At 73.9% G+C, this 17,017-nt stretch carries 14 protein-coding genes; 8 read left to right on the top strand and 6 right to left on the bottom strand.

The features are described 5' to 3' along the window. Positions 1-95 precede the first annotated feature (95 nt). The 4 genes from ACZ4UB_RS38990 to ACZ4UB_RS38975 form a co-directional block, all read right to left on the bottom strand. Positions 96-1,031, bottom strand: a complete 936-nt coding sequence (locus ACZ4UB_RS38990) for a DUF5829 family protein (protein ID WP_468077956.1) — start codon at positions 1,029-1,031, stop codon at positions 96-98. Between the two features lie 131 nt (positions 1,032-1,162). Then, positions 1,163-2,413, bottom strand: a complete 1,251-nt coding sequence (locus ACZ4UB_RS38985; protein WP_468077953.1) for an MFS transporter — start codon at positions 2,411-2,413, stop codon at positions 1,163-1,165. Next, the gene (locus tag ACZ4UB_RS38980) at positions 2,400-5,498 is read right to left on the bottom strand and encodes a DUF6271 family protein (RefSeq protein ID WP_468077951.1); all 3,099 of its coding nucleotides are present in this window, start codon (positions 5,496-5,498) and stop codon (positions 2,400-2,402) included. The genes ACZ4UB_RS38985 and ACZ4UB_RS38980 overlap by 14 nt, the downstream gene beginning before the upstream one ends. Beyond that, positions 5,480-6,622: a phytanoyl-CoA dioxygenase family protein gene (locus tag ACZ4UB_RS38975; protein WP_468077949.1), complete on the bottom strand. Its 1,143-nt coding sequence runs from the start codon at positions 6,620-6,622 to the stop codon at positions 5,480-5,482. The genes ACZ4UB_RS38980 and ACZ4UB_RS38975 overlap by 19 nt, the downstream gene beginning before the upstream one ends. Positions 6,623-6,956: 334 nt before the next feature. Between ACZ4UB_RS38975 and ACZ4UB_RS38970 the strand changes: the two genes are divergently transcribed. The 3 genes from ACZ4UB_RS38970 to ACZ4UB_RS38960 are packed head-to-tail and all read left to right on the top strand — an operon-like array spanning position 6,957 to position 8,749. Next, the gene (locus ACZ4UB_RS38970) at positions 6,957-7,814 is read left to right on the top strand and encodes an aminoacyl--tRNA ligase-related protein (protein ID WP_468077947.1); all 858 of its coding nucleotides are present in this window, start codon (positions 6,957-6,959) and stop codon (positions 7,812-7,814) included. A gap of 54 nt (positions 7,815-7,868) precedes the next feature. Continuing rightward, positions 7,869-8,126: an acyl carrier protein gene (locus tag ACZ4UB_RS38965; RefSeq protein ID WP_468077945.1), complete on the top strand. Its 258-nt coding sequence runs from the start codon at positions 7,869-7,871 to the stop codon at positions 8,124-8,126. 8 nt (positions 8,127-8,134) lie between these two features. Beyond that, on the top strand, positions 8,135-8,749 hold the full coding sequence (locus tag ACZ4UB_RS38960) for a 4'-phosphopantetheinyl transferase family protein (protein WP_468077943.1): 615 nt from the start codon (positions 8,135-8,137) through the stop codon (positions 8,747-8,749). Positions 8,750-8,763: 14 nt separating this feature from the next. On the opposite strand, the gene lysA is transcribed toward ACZ4UB_RS38960, so the two are convergent. Beyond that, positions 8,764-10,098, bottom strand: coding sequence for a diaminopimelate decarboxylase (gene lysA, locus ACZ4UB_RS38955; protein WP_468077941.1), 1,335 nt, complete (start codon positions 10,096-10,098; stop codon positions 8,764-8,766). 13 nt (positions 10,099-10,111) lie between these two features. Continuing rightward, a complete protein-coding gene (locus tag ACZ4UB_RS38950) occupies positions 10,112-10,510 on the bottom strand; it encodes an SAV_915 family protein (protein ID WP_468077938.1) in 399 nt (132 codons plus the stop codon). Positions 10,511-10,809: 299 nt separating this feature from the next. Here ACZ4UB_RS38950 and ACZ4UB_RS38945 point away from each other — a divergent pair, with 299 nt between their 5' ends. The 5 genes from ACZ4UB_RS38945 (at position 10,810) to ACZ4UB_RS38925 (ending at position 16,861) form a co-directional block, all read left to right on the top strand. Next, positions 10,810-11,322: a universal stress protein gene (locus ACZ4UB_RS38945; RefSeq protein ID WP_468077936.1), complete on the top strand. Its 513-nt coding sequence runs from the start codon at positions 10,810-10,812 to the stop codon at positions 11,320-11,322. A 152-nt stretch (positions 11,323-11,474) separates the two neighbouring features. Then, positions 11,475-13,493, top strand: a complete 2,019-nt coding sequence (gene recQ, locus ACZ4UB_RS38940; protein ID WP_468077934.1) for a DNA helicase RecQ — start codon at positions 11,475-11,477, stop codon at positions 13,491-13,493. 52 nt (positions 13,494-13,545) lie between these two features. Continuing rightward, on the top strand, positions 13,546-14,601 hold the full coding sequence (locus ACZ4UB_RS38935; RefSeq protein WP_468077932.1) for a PucR family transcriptional regulator: 1,056 nt from the start codon (positions 13,546-13,548) through the stop codon (positions 14,599-14,601). Positions 14,602-14,764: 163 nt separating this feature from the next. Further along, positions 14,765-15,274 carry a hypothetical protein gene (locus ACZ4UB_RS38930; protein WP_468077930.1) on the top strand — a complete coding sequence of 170 codons (510 nt, stop codon included), beginning with the start codon at positions 14,765-14,767 and terminating at the stop codon, positions 15,272-15,274. Between the two features lie 66 nt (positions 15,275-15,340). Continuing rightward, positions 15,341-16,861, top strand: a complete 1,521-nt coding sequence (locus tag ACZ4UB_RS38925) for a flotillin family protein (RefSeq protein ID WP_468077928.1) — start codon at positions 15,341-15,343, stop codon at positions 16,859-16,861. Positions 16,862-17,017: the final 156 nt, after the last annotated feature.

The following is a 17,017-nucleotide window of genomic DNA, read 5'->3' as shown; positions in this document are numbered from 1 at the left end:
AGACCCCCCCCCCCCCCTTCCCCCCCCCCTCCCCCCCTCCCCCCCCCCCCCCCCCCCTCCCCTCCCCCCCCCCCCCCCCACGTCAGGGGCGGACGTCAGCGGGCGTCGCCGAAGGTCCACACGGCACGGGCGCCGGGGCCGACCACGAGGGTCGAGCGGCCGAGGCGCTCCTCGTGGCGGGCCACCGGGTGGTTGAGGGACATCTCCACCCGGCGCAGCCCGGCGTCCTCACGGGCCACGGAGTCCAGGCGGATGGTGGTGCCGCCGCCCTCGGCCACGACGGAGCCGCCGGGCAGCTCCCGTACGGCGAACCCGCCGGCGCGGAGCAGCGGCACGGTGTTGGCCAGGTCGCGGGCGGTGATCCCGAGGCGGACGGAGGTCACGTCCCGCATCAGGTGGTCGCGGTAGTCGTCGGAGAGGTAGCGCTCGCGGCCGACGTCACCGGCGTGGCTCGCCGGTTCGGTCTTGCCGCGCGGGTCGGCGAAGTACTCGGGCCGGTACTCCATGCCCCAGGCGCCGAAGGCGTCGTACTGCTCGGCGGTGAAGACGGCGTCGAACCACGGCACCGGGACGCCGTCGCCGAAGTCGCGGGTCTGGCGGAAGGAGATCGGGTTCGGGACGCCCTGGCCGGGCAGCCGCCCGGTCACCGTGGCGAGGTCACCGGAGTTCTCCACCGAGAGCCCCAGCCCGCCGGCGCCGAGGAGGCCGTCCTGGCCGGCGACGTCACCCACCCCGAAGAGTTCGAGGTAGGTCTCCCGGCCCATCAGGTACCGGCCGGTCCACTTCTCCCCGTTCGCGCCGGTCGTGGTGCGGACCTGGAAGTTCGCGAACCGCGGCAGGTAGGTGGAGTGTTCGATCGCATCCGCCGTCTCGCGGTCGAGGACCCCGTAGGCGTGGTTGTAGAAGAGCAGTTGACGGCCGCCGGACGAGCCGTTCCCGTCGGCCCAGGCGACGCCGGTGGCGCCCCCGGCCAGTCCGGTCAGGGCCACGGCGAGGACCATGAATACGTGTAACGCGCGACGCAGAGACATGCGTCCGAGCGTAGGTCTCGGAGCCCGTGTTCGGGGCCCGTTCGAAGGATTCGGGCCACGACCGGCGTGGCGGGAAACCGTCGGCCCTCCCCGGGAAGGGTGGGGAAGGGCCGACGGCGCCCGCCACCCGCTCACCGCCCCTCGGGCTCCGGTGCCCGACCGAGGGCGCGGATCGCGGGTACGGACAGCATCACGGCGATGCAGACGATGCCCACAACGGAGGAGAACAGCAGCACGCGGTCGGCGCCGAAGGATTCGGCGGCCGGGCCCGCCAGCGCCCGGCCCAGCGGGAGGACCATGATGGATCCGGCCACGTCGTAGGCCGAGACCCGGCTGAGGACGGCCAACGGGATGTGCGACTGCACACTGGTCGCCCACATGACGCCCCAGAACGCGAACCCGCAGCCGGCCAGCACGCCGGTGAGCGCCGTGGCCGTGAAGGACCAACCCAGGGCGGGCGCGAGCGGGTTCAGGGAGAAGAAGAACATGGCACAGGCCCCCGCGACCAGCGGACGGGCGGGCCGCACCCGCATCCCGAGCAGGCCGCCGACGATCGTCCCGGCGCCGTCGGCGGAGGCGATCCAGCCGTAGCCGCTCGCCCCGTGCTGTTCGGTGAGCAGGGCCGCGCCGAGCGGCAGCGCGGGGCCGAAGACGAAGAGCCCGTAGACGGCCCAGACGGCGATGACCCCCCAGAGCCAGGACCGCGACCGGAACTCGTGCCACCCCGTGACCAGCCTGCGCGACATCGGCTCGTCGCTCTCGTCCCGGGCGGTGCCGAGCTTGCGCAGGGGCGTCAGCCCGAGCGCGCTGAGCGCGTAGAAGGCGGCGATGACCACGAAGGATCCCGCCACGTCCCAGTAGGCCACCAGGAGACCGGCCACGCCGGGGCCGAGCAGCGTGCAGATCGCCTCGGAGATCCGCAGCAGCGCGTTGGCCCGCTGGATGTCCTCGGCGACCTGGGGGACCAGGCTCGCCAGACCGGGCTGGAACATGGCGGTCGCCGCGCCGCTGAGCGCCAGCAGCGCCATCACCTGCCACAGCCGTACGTGGTCCCCGGCCAGCAGCGCCGCGAGGGCGAGCATGGCCAGCATCCGCACCGCGTCGGCGCCGACCATCATCACCTGCGGGGTGAACTTGTCGGCCAGTACGCCGCCGAAGAGCACCAGCAGCACGATCGGGGCCATCCACGCGGCCAGCGCGTAGCCCACGCCGCTCGCCCCGTACCCCGCTGCCAGCACGGCGGTCGTGAGCGACACCATCAGCATGCCGTCGGCCAACAGCGAGGTGCTGCGGGCCGTGAAGAACAGGCGGAAGCGGCTGGAGCGCCAGGGGCTGGGGAGCGGGACCCGCTCCGGCCGGACGGTTACCTCATCCATCGTCATGTGACATCCGCCGTTCCCGGCCGTTCCCTTCCACGAGGATCTGCTGCTGGAGCCACGCGCCGCTCAGGTCGGCCCGCGCGGGCGGGTCCTGGACGATCACGTAGCGGTGGGGTGCCAGGACCCCCGGACGGCCCGGGAGCAGGTCCATCAGCGCGGCGTGCGCCGCCGCCGGCGTCAGCGGCTCGCCGCCGGAGGCGATGAACGCGGTGAGGCCCGGGTCCGGCGCACCGGGGGCTTCGGCGGCGTCCGAGGCGTCCGAGGTCGTCGAGGCGACGTGGACGGGGAGGCCGCCCAGGGCCTCGGTCAGCGCTCGCGCCACGGCGGGCGGCGAGACCCAGGAGCCGTCCACCAGCTCCCAGTCCGGGCCGCGTTCGACCGGGCGGACCCCCGTCACCTCGGTCAGCGCGGCGAGCGGCACGTCCTCGGCGGCGGCCGCCTCCAGCAGCCGTACGAGACCGGTGAGGAAGCCCTCCGCCTCGTCGCCGTCGAAGAGCCCGGGGTCGGCCCACATCGCGATGTGGAGCACGGGGTCCGTCTGGTGGGCGAAGGCCAGCACCCGGGTCGGGAGCACCTGCTCCGGGCCCCAGCTGAGCTCCGGCTCCGCCGCGTCGACCTCCTCGCTCCCGGGCCCGCCGGCGGCGGCGACGGCGGACGGCAGCGTGGACGGCAGGTTGCTCACGTCGTTGAAGACCACGTCGCGCGCGAAGTGGCTGCCGCGCTCGGCGGTGACCCGGCCGATCATCTCCCACAGGCGGACCGAGTCGAACCGGCTGTGCCGGTAGGCGTTGAGCGCCGCCCCCCAGGCCTTGCGCAGGAGCGCGTCGAAGGACGGGGCCGTGACGTCGAGCGAGAGCAGCGCGTCCTGGGACACGGTGTTCACCGAGCGGGCCAGCCGGGGCAGGAACCGGTTGGAGGTCGGCACCGCGGCGACACAGGTGCGCTGACCCGCGCGGTGGGCGACGAGCGCGCACCACGCCGTCAGCAGCACGGTCGAAGGGAGGCTGCCGGTGCGCTCCACCACGCGGGCCAGCGCCCGCGCGCCGCGCGGGGACCGCAGGGTGAGCTGGGACATCCGTACGTCGACGCCCTCGGCGCGCGGCTCCGCGAACATGGCCTGGGGGCCGGTGCGCAGGATCTCCTCCCAATAGCGCAGGGAGGCCTCGGACTTGCGCAGCCCCGTCGGGGTCGCCTCCTCGGCGGCGAGGTCGAGCGGGGTGAAGGCCGTCACGGGCTCCAGCGGCCCGCCCGCGAGGACGGTGAGCCACTCCTCCCGCAGGACGGCGAGGGCGCTGCCGTCCGCCACGGCGTGGCTGGACACCAGGGCCACGAAGGCCGGCGCGCCGCGCTCGGCGACCAGGGAGATCCGCAGCGGGAAGTCCCGGTCCAGCGCGTAGCGTTCGGCGCGGGCCCGGCGGGCCAGCGATTCGGCGTAGCGCGCCGGGTGGGCGGGCAGCTCGTCGTGGTCGAGCACGGTGACCGTGAACTCGCCTTCGGCGGCCACCACTTGCTCGGCCGGAGCGCCGTGCGGGGCGGTCGGGAAGGTGGTGCGCAGCGCCTCGTGCCGCACGACCAGCGCGCGCAGCGCGTCGATCGCCGCGTTCAGGGCCGTTCCCTCGGGCACCGGCCACACGTCGTGGATGTTGATGTGCGCCGGGTCGTCCCGCAGGATGCAGCGGATCATGTTGGCCTGCCCCATGGTGACGGGACCCCGGCGCTCCGCGCCGCCCGCGTACGGGACGGTGACCGTGCGCGTACGGACGCCCGTCGGCCGGTCGGCGGGCGCGAGGGCCTCGGCCGCGCACGCCCGGACCAGGGGCTCCCACGCGTCGACGAGGAGCGCGAAGTCCAGCATGTCCGCGCGGGCTTCGTCCAGCAGCCCGTCGCGGCGGACGGCGAGCGCGTCCGCGACGGCCTCGTAACGGCCGCCCAGCTTGCGGTAGGAGCGGTCGAGGACGTCGAGCCGTTCGGCGTTCTCCGTGCGGATCGCCTCCGCCAACGTGCTCTCGCGCACGAAGGCGGCGACGGTGGACGCGCGGACCAGGCCCTCGGCGTCGAGGAGGCCGTCCGCGGTCGCCGTCATCCGGGCGTACACGGCGTTCAGGTAGCCGGTGGCCAGCAGGTACTTCGCGAACCGCTCCTGGTAGGCGAGGAATCCGGCATCGCTACGACGTTCGTCGGTGTGGTAGTTGACGATGTGCCGGTTGTGCAGGACGCCCGGGAGCCGGGCGTCGTCCACCAGGTGGATGAGGAAGTAGTCGCTGCCGATGGTGTCCGTGGCGGGCGGCAGGGGCACCCGACCGTACACCGCGCGGTCCAGGGCGATGTTGCACATGTCCACGCGCATCGGGCTGACGTGGGTGAGCGTGGTGTGGTCGGTGGTGAAGGGGGTGGTTCCGGCGCCGCGGAAGGACTGCGCGATCAGGTTCTTGCGCCAGATCTCCGCCAGCCCGGCCGGTACCGACAGGCCGATGACGTCGTCGTAGACCGCGGGGTCGAGCCGTTGGATGTCGGCCACGTCCACGGACATCTCGCCGACGAAGGAGGCGCCGACCATGGCCACCGGCCGGTCCGCGGCGCCGGGGGTCAGCCGGCTCCGGGACATCAGCCCCGCGACCTCGGCGGCGGGCCGCCCCAGGGCGGTCAGTTCGTGGTGCAGGGGGAAGACCGGTTCCCCGTCGAGGTACTGGTAGCGGCTGTCGGAGTCCCGGCGGTGCACCGACGCGCAGCCCAGGGCCTCCGCGATCAGGAAGGCCCGGTTGGTGCAGGCGCCGTAGGACACGCCGGACGGCAGCATCAGGTCGAGCACCCGGTCGGCTCCGGCGACCCCGGAGCGGGCGATCACCCGGCGCAGGAAGTCCCGCTGCGCGTCCTCGTCGAGGTGGTGGACGACCACGCCGGGCGCCGCGGGCAGCGCCCGTACGGCCTCGCGGTGCTCGGCGAGGACCGCGGCGTCGGAGGAGTCCAGGATCAGCAGGTGCACCTCGACGCCGAAGTGGCGTGCGCCGTGGGCGGCTTCCGCGCCGATCGACGCGATGGCCTCGGTGCAGGAGCGGTTGGTGGGAAGGGTCAGGCAGACACGGCGCACGAGGACTCCTCGCTCTGCCCGGCGGCCGCGTCGGTGTTCGTGTTCGTGTTCGTGCCCGCGTCTACGTCCGCGTCCGCGTCTGCGTCCGTCCACGAGGTGAGCCCGAGGAGTCGGCGGCCGAGTGGATTCAAGGTGGCCGTGGGGTAGCGCTCGGACTCGTGCCGCACCGGGTCGCCGACCAGGGTGCGGTTCCAGCGCGGGGTGCGCAGGTGGCGCCAGGAGTCGACGCGGGAGCGGCGCAGCCGCTCGTGCTCCTCCAACGCGGGCATCATCGACAGGTACTGGACCGCCCGCGCCCCGTCCTTCGAGGTGTTGCGCGCGACGCCGTGGGCGAGGAGGCCGTTCCAGATCAGCAGGTCGCCGGGGTGCAGTTCGGGCCGTACGACGGGGAACTCGGTGCGGTCCGCGTCGGGGCGCAGCGGGTCGCGGTCGGCCGGCTGGTCGATCTTCCATGCCTCGAACTGTCGGAACAGTTCCGGGTTGCACTGGAATCCGCCCAGCTCGGCGCTGGTGTCGTTGAGCGCGATGATGCCCTGGACGCGCTGCGGGGGCACGCCGAGGGTGGTGTCGATGTCCCAGTGCAGCTCGATGTCGAAGCCCCGGTCGGTGGGGTCGATCAGCGCGCGGTCGCGGTTCTTGATGTTGGGCGGGTTGAGGTTGAGCCGGTCCAGGGTGACCCACAGCTCCTCGCAGTCCCAGACGTCGACGAAGGCGTCGTACACCCGCTGGGACTGGCGGCTGTCCCAGAGCAGCTGGTGGTGGTAGGCCTCCACGAAGCCGTAGACGTGCAGTTGCTGGTCCAGCTCGGAACGGAAGGGGCGGTCCTCGTGCCAGGTGTCCGGCCGGTCCGGGTCGAGTCCCTGGAACTCCCAGGTGAAGTCGAGCAGGCGGCGCGCCTGCGGGGCCGGTATCGCCTCGCGGACGATGACGTAGCCGTAGGTCTGCCAGTGGGCGAAGTCTTCTTCGGACAGCACCCGCAGTGGTCGCGACTTGGTCAGCTCCCGCAAGGTGGTCTGGGCCAGGTAGGACTCGCCGTCCGCGCTGAAATAGGCGCGGTCCGAGGGTGCTCGATGCAGCTTGGGGCGGGGACGGCGGGGGCGACTGTCTGGGGCAGGTGTCGTCATGTTCAGCAGGATTGGTTTAGACCATAGCCGCTGTCAAGGGGCGTCTCAATATGCTGATTGCGTTACTTTCGATCCCGAAACGCCCCTGCCGACGATGATCGCCGGTATGACGACTTTGGTCTAGACAATGCCCGAGTGGCTGGCTTAGGGTCCTGGTAACGCAGCTCCTGTCCATGACGGAGCGTCAGCCGCCTTCCTCGCTGCGCCGAGGTCAACGGCGGCCGCGAGCGCGGCCGTTCGCACCGATGCGGACGCGCCGCCACCACCTTTCGTTTCGCCCATCCGGCCAACACCCTTGACGACTGTTCATCCACGCCCAGAGGGAGCGGATCTCATGAGCACACCCAGCATCACCGCCTTGCCGGACGGCGGTCTGAAGAACCCCGGTCCGGGGCTGATCACGCTGGACCCGGTCCACACCGCCCTGCTGCGCGGTCTGGACGAGCTGCTCACCGGGCTGGCCGCACGGCTCGCCGCCCCCGAGGTGATGGGGCCGCCGCTGCTCGCCGCCGAGGGCCTGGCCCGACTCGACTACTTCCGCAACTTCCCCCATCTCGGCGTCTCCGCCGGGCGCTTCGCCCCGGAGGCCTTTGACGGGCTGGCGGCCGGCGAAGCGCCCGGCGAGCTCCCCCTGCGGCCGACCGGCCACCTGTTGCCGTCCGCCACCTGCTACGGCCTGCTGCTCTCCCTGGAAGGCCGGGACGTCGGCGAGGACGGGCTGCGGCTCTCCGCGACCGGCCGTTGCTTCCGCAACGAGACCCACTACGACGGGCTGCGCCGTCTGTGGGGCTTCCACATGCGCGAGGTCCTCTACCTCGGCACGAAGACGGGGGCGGTGGAACACCTCGAACACGGCGCCGAGTTCATCCAGGAACTGGCCGGGCGCCTCGGGCTGGAGCTGACCCGCGCCGTGGCCGACGACCCGTTCTACGACAAGGGCGGCTCCCGGGCCCGGCTGATGGCGCTCGACCCGGTCAAGCACGAGTTCAGCGCCCCCGACGGCACCGCCATCGCTTCCGTGAACCGGCACCGCAACTTCTTCGGCGAGCGGCTCGACATCCGCGCCGGCTCGCACGGGCCGGCGTACAGCGCCTGTGTCGCCTTCGGCGTAGAGCGCTGGGTGCACGCGATGGTCCTCGCCCACGGCACCCCCGAGCGGGCGCTGGACCGACTGCGCGACGCCCGCGTCTGAGCGGCCCCGCCGCCCACCACCCCCCCCGTGACCAGCAAGGAGAACCCCCGTCCCATGGAACGCATCACCGCGTGGCTGCACGAGAAGAACCCCGGTCTCCAGGGTGAGATCGAGGCCGACGAGGACCTCATCGAGGCCCGTCTGATCGACTCGATGGACTTCCTGGAGTTCATCGACCTGCTGGAGGAGATCTCCGACAGCACCATCGACCTCCAGCAGGTCACCATCGACGACTTCCGTACGCTCGCCCGCGTCCGGGAGCGTTTCCTGAGCGGCGCCGCACTGGCCGACGCCGCCGCCTCGGCCGGCTGACCGACCGCATGGCCCGGGACGACCGCACGGCCGTGGCCGTGGTGGCCACCACCGGGGAGGTGTTGGCCCACCCGGAGCTGCACGAGGGCCTGTTGGCGCCGTGGGAACGGCGCCGGCTGGCCCCCATCCGGGTGCCCGCCCGCCGCGACGACGTGCTGGCCGCCCGGCTGCTGGTGCGCCTGTGCATCGCCCGGTTCACCGGGCTCGCGCCACGGGCATCGGCCCCGGCCCAGTACTGCGCCCGGTGCGCGCGATCGGGGCACGGGCGCCCGTACCTGCCCGGCCGCCCCGACGTCGGCGTCAGCCTGAGCCACGCGGACGGGCTGGTCGCGGCCGCCGTCGGCCCGGGCGCGGTCGGCATCGACGTGGAACCCGCGACGCGCCGCCCGGGCCCGCTGTCGGTGTGGGGCAGGCTGTTGCCCGCGGCCGAGCTGCGACGCGCCGCGGCCCTGCCCGACCCCGGCCCGGAGCTGCTGCGGCTGTGGGTGCGCCGGGAGGCCCTCTTCAAGGCGGGCCGGGAGCGGGCGGACGTACGGCTCCTGGAGTGGACGGACCACCGTCGCGCGGCGGTGGTCACGGTGGCCAGCACCACCCCGGCCACCCCCTTTTCCGCCACCCCCTGACCGTCCCCCCCGGTTTACGCGCCGACGTCCCGCTTGCGGAAGTCGTCCAGCGTCTCGCGCCGGACGAGGAGCCGGGCGGTGCCCCCGTGCACCCCGATGACCGCGGGGCGGCCGACGAGGTTGTAGCCGGAGGCCATCGACAGCTGGTACGCGCCCGCCACCGGTACGGCGAGCAGGTCGCCGGGGTGGACGTCCCCCGGCAGCTCCACGTCGGCCGCGAGCACGTCCCCGGCCTCGCAGTGGCGGCCGACGACGGTCGCCGTGCACGGCGGCGCCGTCGCCGTCCGGCCGATCAGTCGGGGCGCGTAGCGCACCCCGTACAGGGCGGGCCGCGGGTTGTCGCTCATGCCCCCGTCGACGGCGACGAACACCGTGGCGCCCGTGCGCTTGACCGCGAGCACCCGGTAGAGGACCACCCCGGCCGGTCCGACGACGGCCCGCCCCGGCTCGACGGCGAGGCGCGGCACGGCCAGGTGCGCGGCCGCGCAGCCCGCCACGAGCTCCGCGCGCATCCTGCGGGCGAGCGCGGTGAGGTCCAGGGCGGGATCGCCCGGCCGGTAGGCGACGGCGTGGCCGCCGCCCATGTCCAGCTCGGGCAGCACGACCCCGTGTGCGTCCCGGACGCGGGCCATCAGGCCCACCATGCGGCGCAGCGCCACCAGGTAGGGCTTCACGTCGGAGATCTGCGAGCCGATGTGGCAGTGCAGACCGGTCAGTTCGAGCCGCGGCTGGCCGAGGATCCGGGCGATCGCGTGCTGCGCGCCGCCGTCGGTGAGGGACAGGCCGAACTTCTGGTCGTCCGTACCGGTGCGGATCTTGTCGTGCCCGCCCGCGGAGACGCCCGGCACCACCCGCACCATGACCTTCTGCCGCCCCTCGGGGCCGACGGCCGCCGCGATCCGGGCGATCTCGGACGGCCCGTCGATGACGATCCGCCCCACGCCGAGCCGCAGCGCCGCCTCCAGGTCGCGAGGCGCCTTGGCGTTGCCGTGCAGCACGATCCGCTCGGCCGGGAAGCCGGAGGTGACGGCGAGTTCCAACTCCCCGGCGGAGCACACGTCCAGGCCCAGCCCCTCCTCGGACACCCAGCGCACCATCGCGCGGGAGAGGAAGGCCTTGGCGGCGTACAGCACGTCGGCGTCGGGGAAGGCGTCCCGATAGGTACGGCAGCGCCCGCGCACCTCGCCCTCGTCCAATACGTACGCCGGGGTGTCGAACCGCTCGGCTATCTCGCCGAGCGACACCCCGCCGACGGCCAGGGCGCCGTGCGGGAGCGGGGTCGTGGAGGCGGGCCAGACGGACAGTTCGTCGGCGCCGGCCGGCATGTCGGGGAGGACGGTGATGGTCATGGAGCGACTCCTCTCAGGCGGTCCGGGCCGTGGTCTCGGGCGCCTGCGGCGCCGCAGGCGTCCTGGGCGCCGCATCCGGCCGCCGTTCGCCGGCTGCCGCATCCCCGGCCGTCGCGGCGGCCGCCACCGGGGCGGCGGTGAGCGTCGGGTCGAGCGTCAGCAGGGACGCGCCCAGCGGTGCGGTCATCGACCGCAGCGCGCTCTCGGAGAGCCGGATCCAGGGTTGGGACGCGCCGAGCGTGGCGGCCAGCCGGTCGGCGCTGGTGAAGCCGACGGCGGTGCGCGTGCCGAGCGGGGTGCGGAACAGTCGCACCACCAGGTGCGTCCCTCCCGGCCGGGCGGGTACGTACAGGGGCCCGGCCGGGACCTGTTCCTCGGGCTCGGGATCGTCGGCGTACTGGATCACACACATGGGGCCCTCCCGGCCTCGCACGAACGACGGTTCACGTCCGGGCCGCGGGGAGGCGGCCCGGACGAGGCTTCGAAGCTATCCCCGTGGCGGTGGGTCCCGTCCCCCCTCATGACGCGATCCATACGGTGACCGGCCGGCTCCTGACAGATCACTGACGGCCCGGGGCGGCCCGCATCAGGGACCCGTAAGGGTTACGGGCCACCGCGTCAGGAAGCCGTCAGCGACCGCCCCCGCCCCCTTGCCGAGGCCCTTCCATGGGACGGGTGGACACAGCGGTGGACGAGGGAGAGGAACGCGCCGTGCGGAGAGTCGTGGTCGGGGCGACGGGAACCCCGGGGAGCCTGGCGGCCTTGCACCGGGGCGTCGCGGAGGCCCGCGTGCGCGGCGCCGAGCTGTGGGTCGTCCTCGCCTGGCAGCCGCCGGGCGGTGACCTCGCCGGCCGCGGACAGGGGGCGACGCAGGTCCTGGCGGCCTGCCGGACCGCGGCCGTCGAGCGGTTGCGGGAGGTGCTCGACACCGCCTTCGGCGCCGCGCCGCCGGGGGTCCCGCTGGCCGGCATCGCGGTCCGGGGGACGCCGGGCGCGGCCCTGGTGGACACCGCGCGCGGCCCGGACGACCTCCTCGTGGTGGGCACCGGCTCGCGCGCCCCGCTGCGCCGGCTCCTGCGGCCCTCGGTGTCCCGCTACTGTCTGGCCCACGCCGCCTGCGCGGTCCTGGCGGTGCCGCCCTCCCCGCTCCAGGCGGAGCTGGAATCCGTCCACCGCCGCAACCTGTGGCGCATCCCGCTGGACCCGCGGGAGCTGACCACGTGAGCCGATCACCGAGCCGCCCCCCCCGATCGGCCCCCCGATCCGACCAGCGATCGGACCAGCCGTCCGACCGCGTGAACGGCCGGGGGCCCGAGGTTATCCACAGGTTCGGGCGGGCGGAGCCGGGTGTCCGCGGGTGCCGCTAGGCTTCACGGATGGCCCTTCCGGACGCTTCCCCCGAGATCTCCGATGCTCTGCAGGTACTGCACCGCGTCTTCGGATACAGCTCTTTCCGCGGTGCGCAACAGGAGATCATCGAGCAGGTCGTCGGCGGCGGTGACGCCCTCGTCCTGATGCCGACCGGCGGCGGCAAGTCGCTCTGCTACCAGATCCCGGCGCTCGTCAGAGAAGGCACGGGCGTGGTGGTCTCCCCGCTCATCGCGCTGATGCAGGACCAGGTCAACGCACTGACCGCGCTCGGGGTGCGGGCCGGATTCCTCAATTCCACCCAGGGCTTCGAGGAGCGCCAGGCCGTCGAGCGGGCCTTCCTCGCCGACGAGCTGGACCTGCTCTACCTGGCCCCCGAGCGGCTGCGGACCGAGGGCACGCAGCGGCTGCTGGACCGGGGCAAGGTCTCGCTCTTCGCGATCGACGAGGCGCACTGCGTCGCCCAGTGGGGCCACGACTTCCGCCCCGACTACCTCGCGCTGTCGATGCTGCACGAGCGCTGGCCCAAGGTGCCGCGGATCGCGCTGACCGCGACGGCGACCGAGGCCACGCACGCCGAGATCGTGACGCGGCTCGGCCTGGAGGACGCCCGGCACTTCGTCGCCAGCTTCGACCGGCCGAACATCCAGTACCGCATCGCCCCGAAGAACAACCCGCTCAAGCAGCTGCTGGAGCTGATCCGGAGCGAGCACGCCGGGGACGCCGGGGTCGTCTACTGCCTCTCGCGGGCCTCCGTGGAGAAGACCGCGGCGTTCCTCGTGGAGCAGGGCATCGACGCCGTGGCCTACCACGCCGGCATGGACGCCCGGGCGCGGGCGGCGAACCAGTCGCGCTTCCTGCGGGAGGACGGGATCGTGGTGGTCGCCACCATCGCCTTCGGCATGGGCATCGACAAGCCGGACGTGCGCTTCGTGGCCCACCTCGACCTGCCGAAGTCGGTCGAGGGCTACTACCAGGAGACCGGCCGCGCCGGGCGCGACGGAGAGCCCGCCACGGCATGGCTGGCGTACGGCCTCCAGGACGTGGTCCAACAGCGCAAGCTCATCGAGGGCTCCGAGGGCGACGACGCCCGGCGCCGCTCCCTGGGCATGCACCTGGACGCCATGCTGGCGCTGTGCGAGACGGTCGAGTGCCGTCGGACGCGGCTGCTGGCGTACTTCGGGCAGTCGGGCGAGCCGTGCGGCAACTGCGACACCTGCCTGACGCCCGCCGAGTCCTGGGACGGGACGGTCGCGGCGCAGAAGCTGCTGTCCACGGTGTGGCGACTGGCGAAGGAGCGCCGCCAGAAGTTCGGCGCCGGCCAGATCATCGACATCCTGCAGGGCAAGAAGACCGCCAAGGTCATCCAGTTCGACCACGACGCCCTCTCGGTGTTCGGCATCGGGGCGGACCTGAGCACCGCGGAGTGGCGCGGGGTCGTGCGCCAGCTGCTGGCGGCGCGGCTGCTGTCGGTGGAGGGCGAGTACGGCACGCTCGTGCTGGCGCCGGACAGCGGCGAGGTGCTGGGCGGGCGCCGCACCGTCCCGATGCGCAAGGAGAAGGCGGTCGCCGCCGCGGCCCGCAAGGAGTCCGGTTCCCGCTCCGGCAAGGGCGCGCGCGTACCGGTCGACCTGCCCGCGGCCGCCGAGCCGGTCTTCCTGGCCCTGCGCGGCTGGCGGGCCGCGACGGCGCGCGAGCAGGGCGTACCGGCGTACGTCGTCTTCCACGACGCCACGCTGCGCGAGATCGCGACCCGACTGCCCACCTCCGCAGAGGAATTGGGCACGATCGGCGGCATCGGCGAGGCGAAGCTCGCCAAGTACGCCGAGGGCGTCCTCGACACCCTCGCGCAGTGCGCCGCCACCGGGCCGACCGCCGCGGCCCCCGCCCCTGCCCCCGCCGCCCCTGCCCCCGTCGCCGCGGCGCCGGCCGCGCGGTCGGCCTTCGACGCCGACGCGCCGCCCTCGGACGACGACGAGCCGCCGGCCGACCTGGACGAGATGGATCCCTGGGACGACTGGGAATAGCGGGCGCGTCGCCGTCACGTCGGGGGAAGTCGGAGCACGTCGGAGGAAGACCGTGGCAGGGCCGCAGGGAGCGGAGCGTCACCTCGCCGGGTACGCGGAATCGTTGGTGGACGCCTGCGCGACGGGCCGCCGCCTGACCCGCGGCGAGCTGGACTCGCGCCGGGCGGAGGGGGAGCGCGCGGCGGAGGCGGGGATCCCGCTGCGCGCCCTCATACGCGCGCACCTGGCCGCGGCCCAGGCCGTGCGCCCCCTCCCCGCGTCCGGCCCGCTCCTGGCTGCCGTCGAGCAGGCCGTGGACGCCTTCGTCGAAGGGTACGAACGCGCCCAGCACCAGGCCGTGCGCCAACACGAGGCGGCCCGCAGGGAGTTCATCGACGACCTGCTCTACGGCGGCAGCGACCTGGGCCGGCTGGCGGAGCGCGCCGAGCGCTTCGGGCTGCGCCTGTCGCAGTCCCACGCCGTCGCCGTGGCGGCGGGCCCGGAGCCGTACGACGACGGCTACCCGGTGGCCCGCGGCATCGAGTCCGCGGTCCTGGCCCGCTTCCCGGGCCGGCAGATCCTGCTGACCACGAAGGACGGCCGGCTGATCTGCGTGGCCCCGGGGGACCAGCCGGACGTCCTGGCCCACTTCGCCGAGCGGGCGCACACGGCCACCCACGGCGGCCGGGTCGCGATCGGCCGCACGCACCCCGGCCCGGGCGGGGTCGTCCACTCCTACCAAGAGGCGCTGAACGCGCTCGACCTCGCCCTGCGGATGGGCCTCGACGGGCCGGTGCTGCACGCGGTCGACCTGCTCGTCTTCCCGGTGCTCACCCGCGACCGGCAGGCCATGGCCGACCTCGTCGAGAGCGTCCTCGGGCCGCTGCGCGCGGCCCGGGGCGGCGCCCGGCCGCTGCTCGACACCCTGACCGCCTTCTTCGACAGCGGCTGCGTCTCGACGGAGGCGGCCCGTCGCCTCTCGCTCAGCCCGCGGGCGCTCACGTACCGGCTGGAGCGCATCCACACGCTGACCGGGGCCGACCCCGCGGACCCGCTGAACCGCTACACGCTCCAGACCGCGGTGATCGGCGCCCGACTGCTGGCCTGGCCGGACCACGGGGACGGCTGACCGCGCCCTCGCCCCCCCGCGCCGCTCCCGGCGGCTCCCGATCTTCCGCCGGTATGCGTTAAAGAAGCGTAAAGATTGCCGAAGGTTGGCAATGTGCCGAGTCCTCCCCGGCTGACACCATGCCGTTGTCCGGCGCGAACACACTCCGGGCGGGGAGGTGCTCATGAGCTTGTTTCTTGGTCTCGGCATCACGGGGATCGCCCTGCTGGCCTTCTCCCTCGTCTTCGACGGGGTGCTGGAAGGGGTCTTCGACGGGGCGCTCGGCGGCCTGTTCGACGGCTGGCTGTCGCTTCCGGTGGTCGCGGGCTTCGTGTCGATGCTCGGTTTCACGGGGGCGATCGTGCTCGGCGCCACGGGCTTCGGGCCGGGGGTCGCGACCGCGGCCGGCTCCGTCACCGGAGCCGGCGCGGGCTGGGCGGCGTACCGGCTCGGCCGCGCCCTGGTGCGCAGCGGCAGCGGGATCGCCCCGCACCAGGGCGACCTCGTCGGCTCGACCGGCACCGTGGTCACCGCGATTCCGGCGACCGGCTACGGCGAGGTCCTGCTGCGGCTGGCCGGACAGCCGGTGAAGTACGCGGCCACCGCCGAGGGCCCGTTGGCACACGGCACCGAGGTCTGGGTGACGGCGACGCCGTCCTCCTCCTCGGTCACCGTCCGCGCCGTCGAGCGCTGACACCGGCACCTCACCTGTACGTACACCACCGGTCTGCCCCCACGGGGGAGGCAGAGGGGATCCATCATGAGTCCAGTCGTCTTCGCGGTCGTGGGAGTCGTCGTACTCCTCGTCCTGCTCGCCCTCGCCGTCGTCACGCGCTACAAGGTGGCCGGCCCCAGTGAGGCGTTCATCATCACGGGCCGCCGCGGCAAGCGGTCCACCGACCCCGAGACCGGCCGGACCTCGACGGACAACACGGGCCAGAAGGTCGTGGTCGGCGGCGGAGTCTTCGTCGTCCCCTTCGTCCAGCAGCGCTACAGCCTGGACCTCTCCAGCCGGCACATCCCGATCGCGGTCCGCGGCGCGGTCACGCTGCGCGGGATCAAGGCCAACCTCGAAGGCGTCGCGATCGTCAAGGTCGGCGGCAACGAGGACGCCATCCGCGCCGCGGCCCAGCGCTTCCTCCAGCAGCAGGACGGCATCGTCGGCTTCACCCAGGAAGTGCTCTCCGGAGCCCTGCGCGCGATCGTGGGCCGGATGTCGGTCGAGGACATCATCCGCGACCGCGCCGCCTTCGCCGGGCAGGTCGCCGAGGAGGCGGAGGCCAGCCTGTCCGGCCAGGGCCTGGTCCTGGACGCCTTCCAGATCCAGGACATCACCACCGAGGGCTCCTACCTGGAGGACCTCGGCCGGCCGGAGGCCGCCCGCGCCAAGCAGGAGGCCGACATCGCCGAGGCCAGCTCCCGCCGGGCCGCCGAGCAGGCGCGGCTGAAGGCCGAGGAGGAGATCGCCGTCGCCGAGCGGACGCTGTACCTGCGCCAGGCCGAGATCAAGGCGGAGACCGACGCGGCCGCGGCCCAGGCCAACGCCGCGGGCCCGCTGGCCGAGGCCGACCGGCAGCAGCAGATCCTCGGCGAGCAGGAGAAGGTCGCCGAGCGCCAGGCGGCCCTGACCGACCGCCAGCTCGACACCCAGGTCCGCAAGCCCGCCGACGCCCGCCGCTACGAGGCCGAGCAGGAGGCGGAGGCCAAGCGGGTCGCCCGGGTCAAGCAGGCCGAGGCCGAGCGCCTCGCGGCCATCGCCGCGGCCCAGGGCGAGGCCGAGCGGGCCCGGCTGACCGGTGAGGGCGAGAAGCAGCGCCGCTCCGCCCTCGCCGAGGCGGAGGCCATCGAGGGCGCCAAGCGCGGTGAGGCCGAGCGCGCCCGGCGCGCCGCGATCGCGGAGGCCGTGCGCCTGGAAGGCGACGCGGAGGCCGCGGCCATCCTGGCCAGGGGCTCGGCTGAGGCCGAGGCCATGCAGAAGAAGGCGGAGGCCTTCGAGACGTACGGCGACGCGGCGATGATCCAGATGATGGTCGAGGCGCTGCCGCAGGTCGTGGCCAAGGCCGCCGAGCCGCTGTCCGCCATCGACAAGATGACCGTCATCTCCACCGACGGCGCCAGCAAGCTCTCCCGCACCGTCGCCGACAACGTCGCCCAGGGCATGGAGCTCCTCGGCTCCACCACCGGAGTCGACCTGGCCCAGCTGCTGAAGGGCCTCACCGCCAAGCCGGAGGCGGCCCCCGCGCCGGCATCGTCCAACGGGAAGATCGCCCTCACGGACTGAGTCGCCGGGGTACCCCGCGATACCGCCGTGTCGCAGTGCCGTGCCGCAGTGCCGTGCCGCAGTGGGGGGGGGGGGGGGGGGGGGGGGGGGGGGGGGGGGGGGGGGGGGGGGGGGGGGGGGGGGGGGGGGGGGGGGGGGGGGGGGGGGGGGGGGGGG

It is taken from the genome of Streptomyces sp. NPDC028419 (assembly GCF_055565515.1).
The sequence above is the reverse complement of the archived record's forward strand: the minus strand, read 5'-3'. Positions and strand labels throughout refer to the sequence as shown.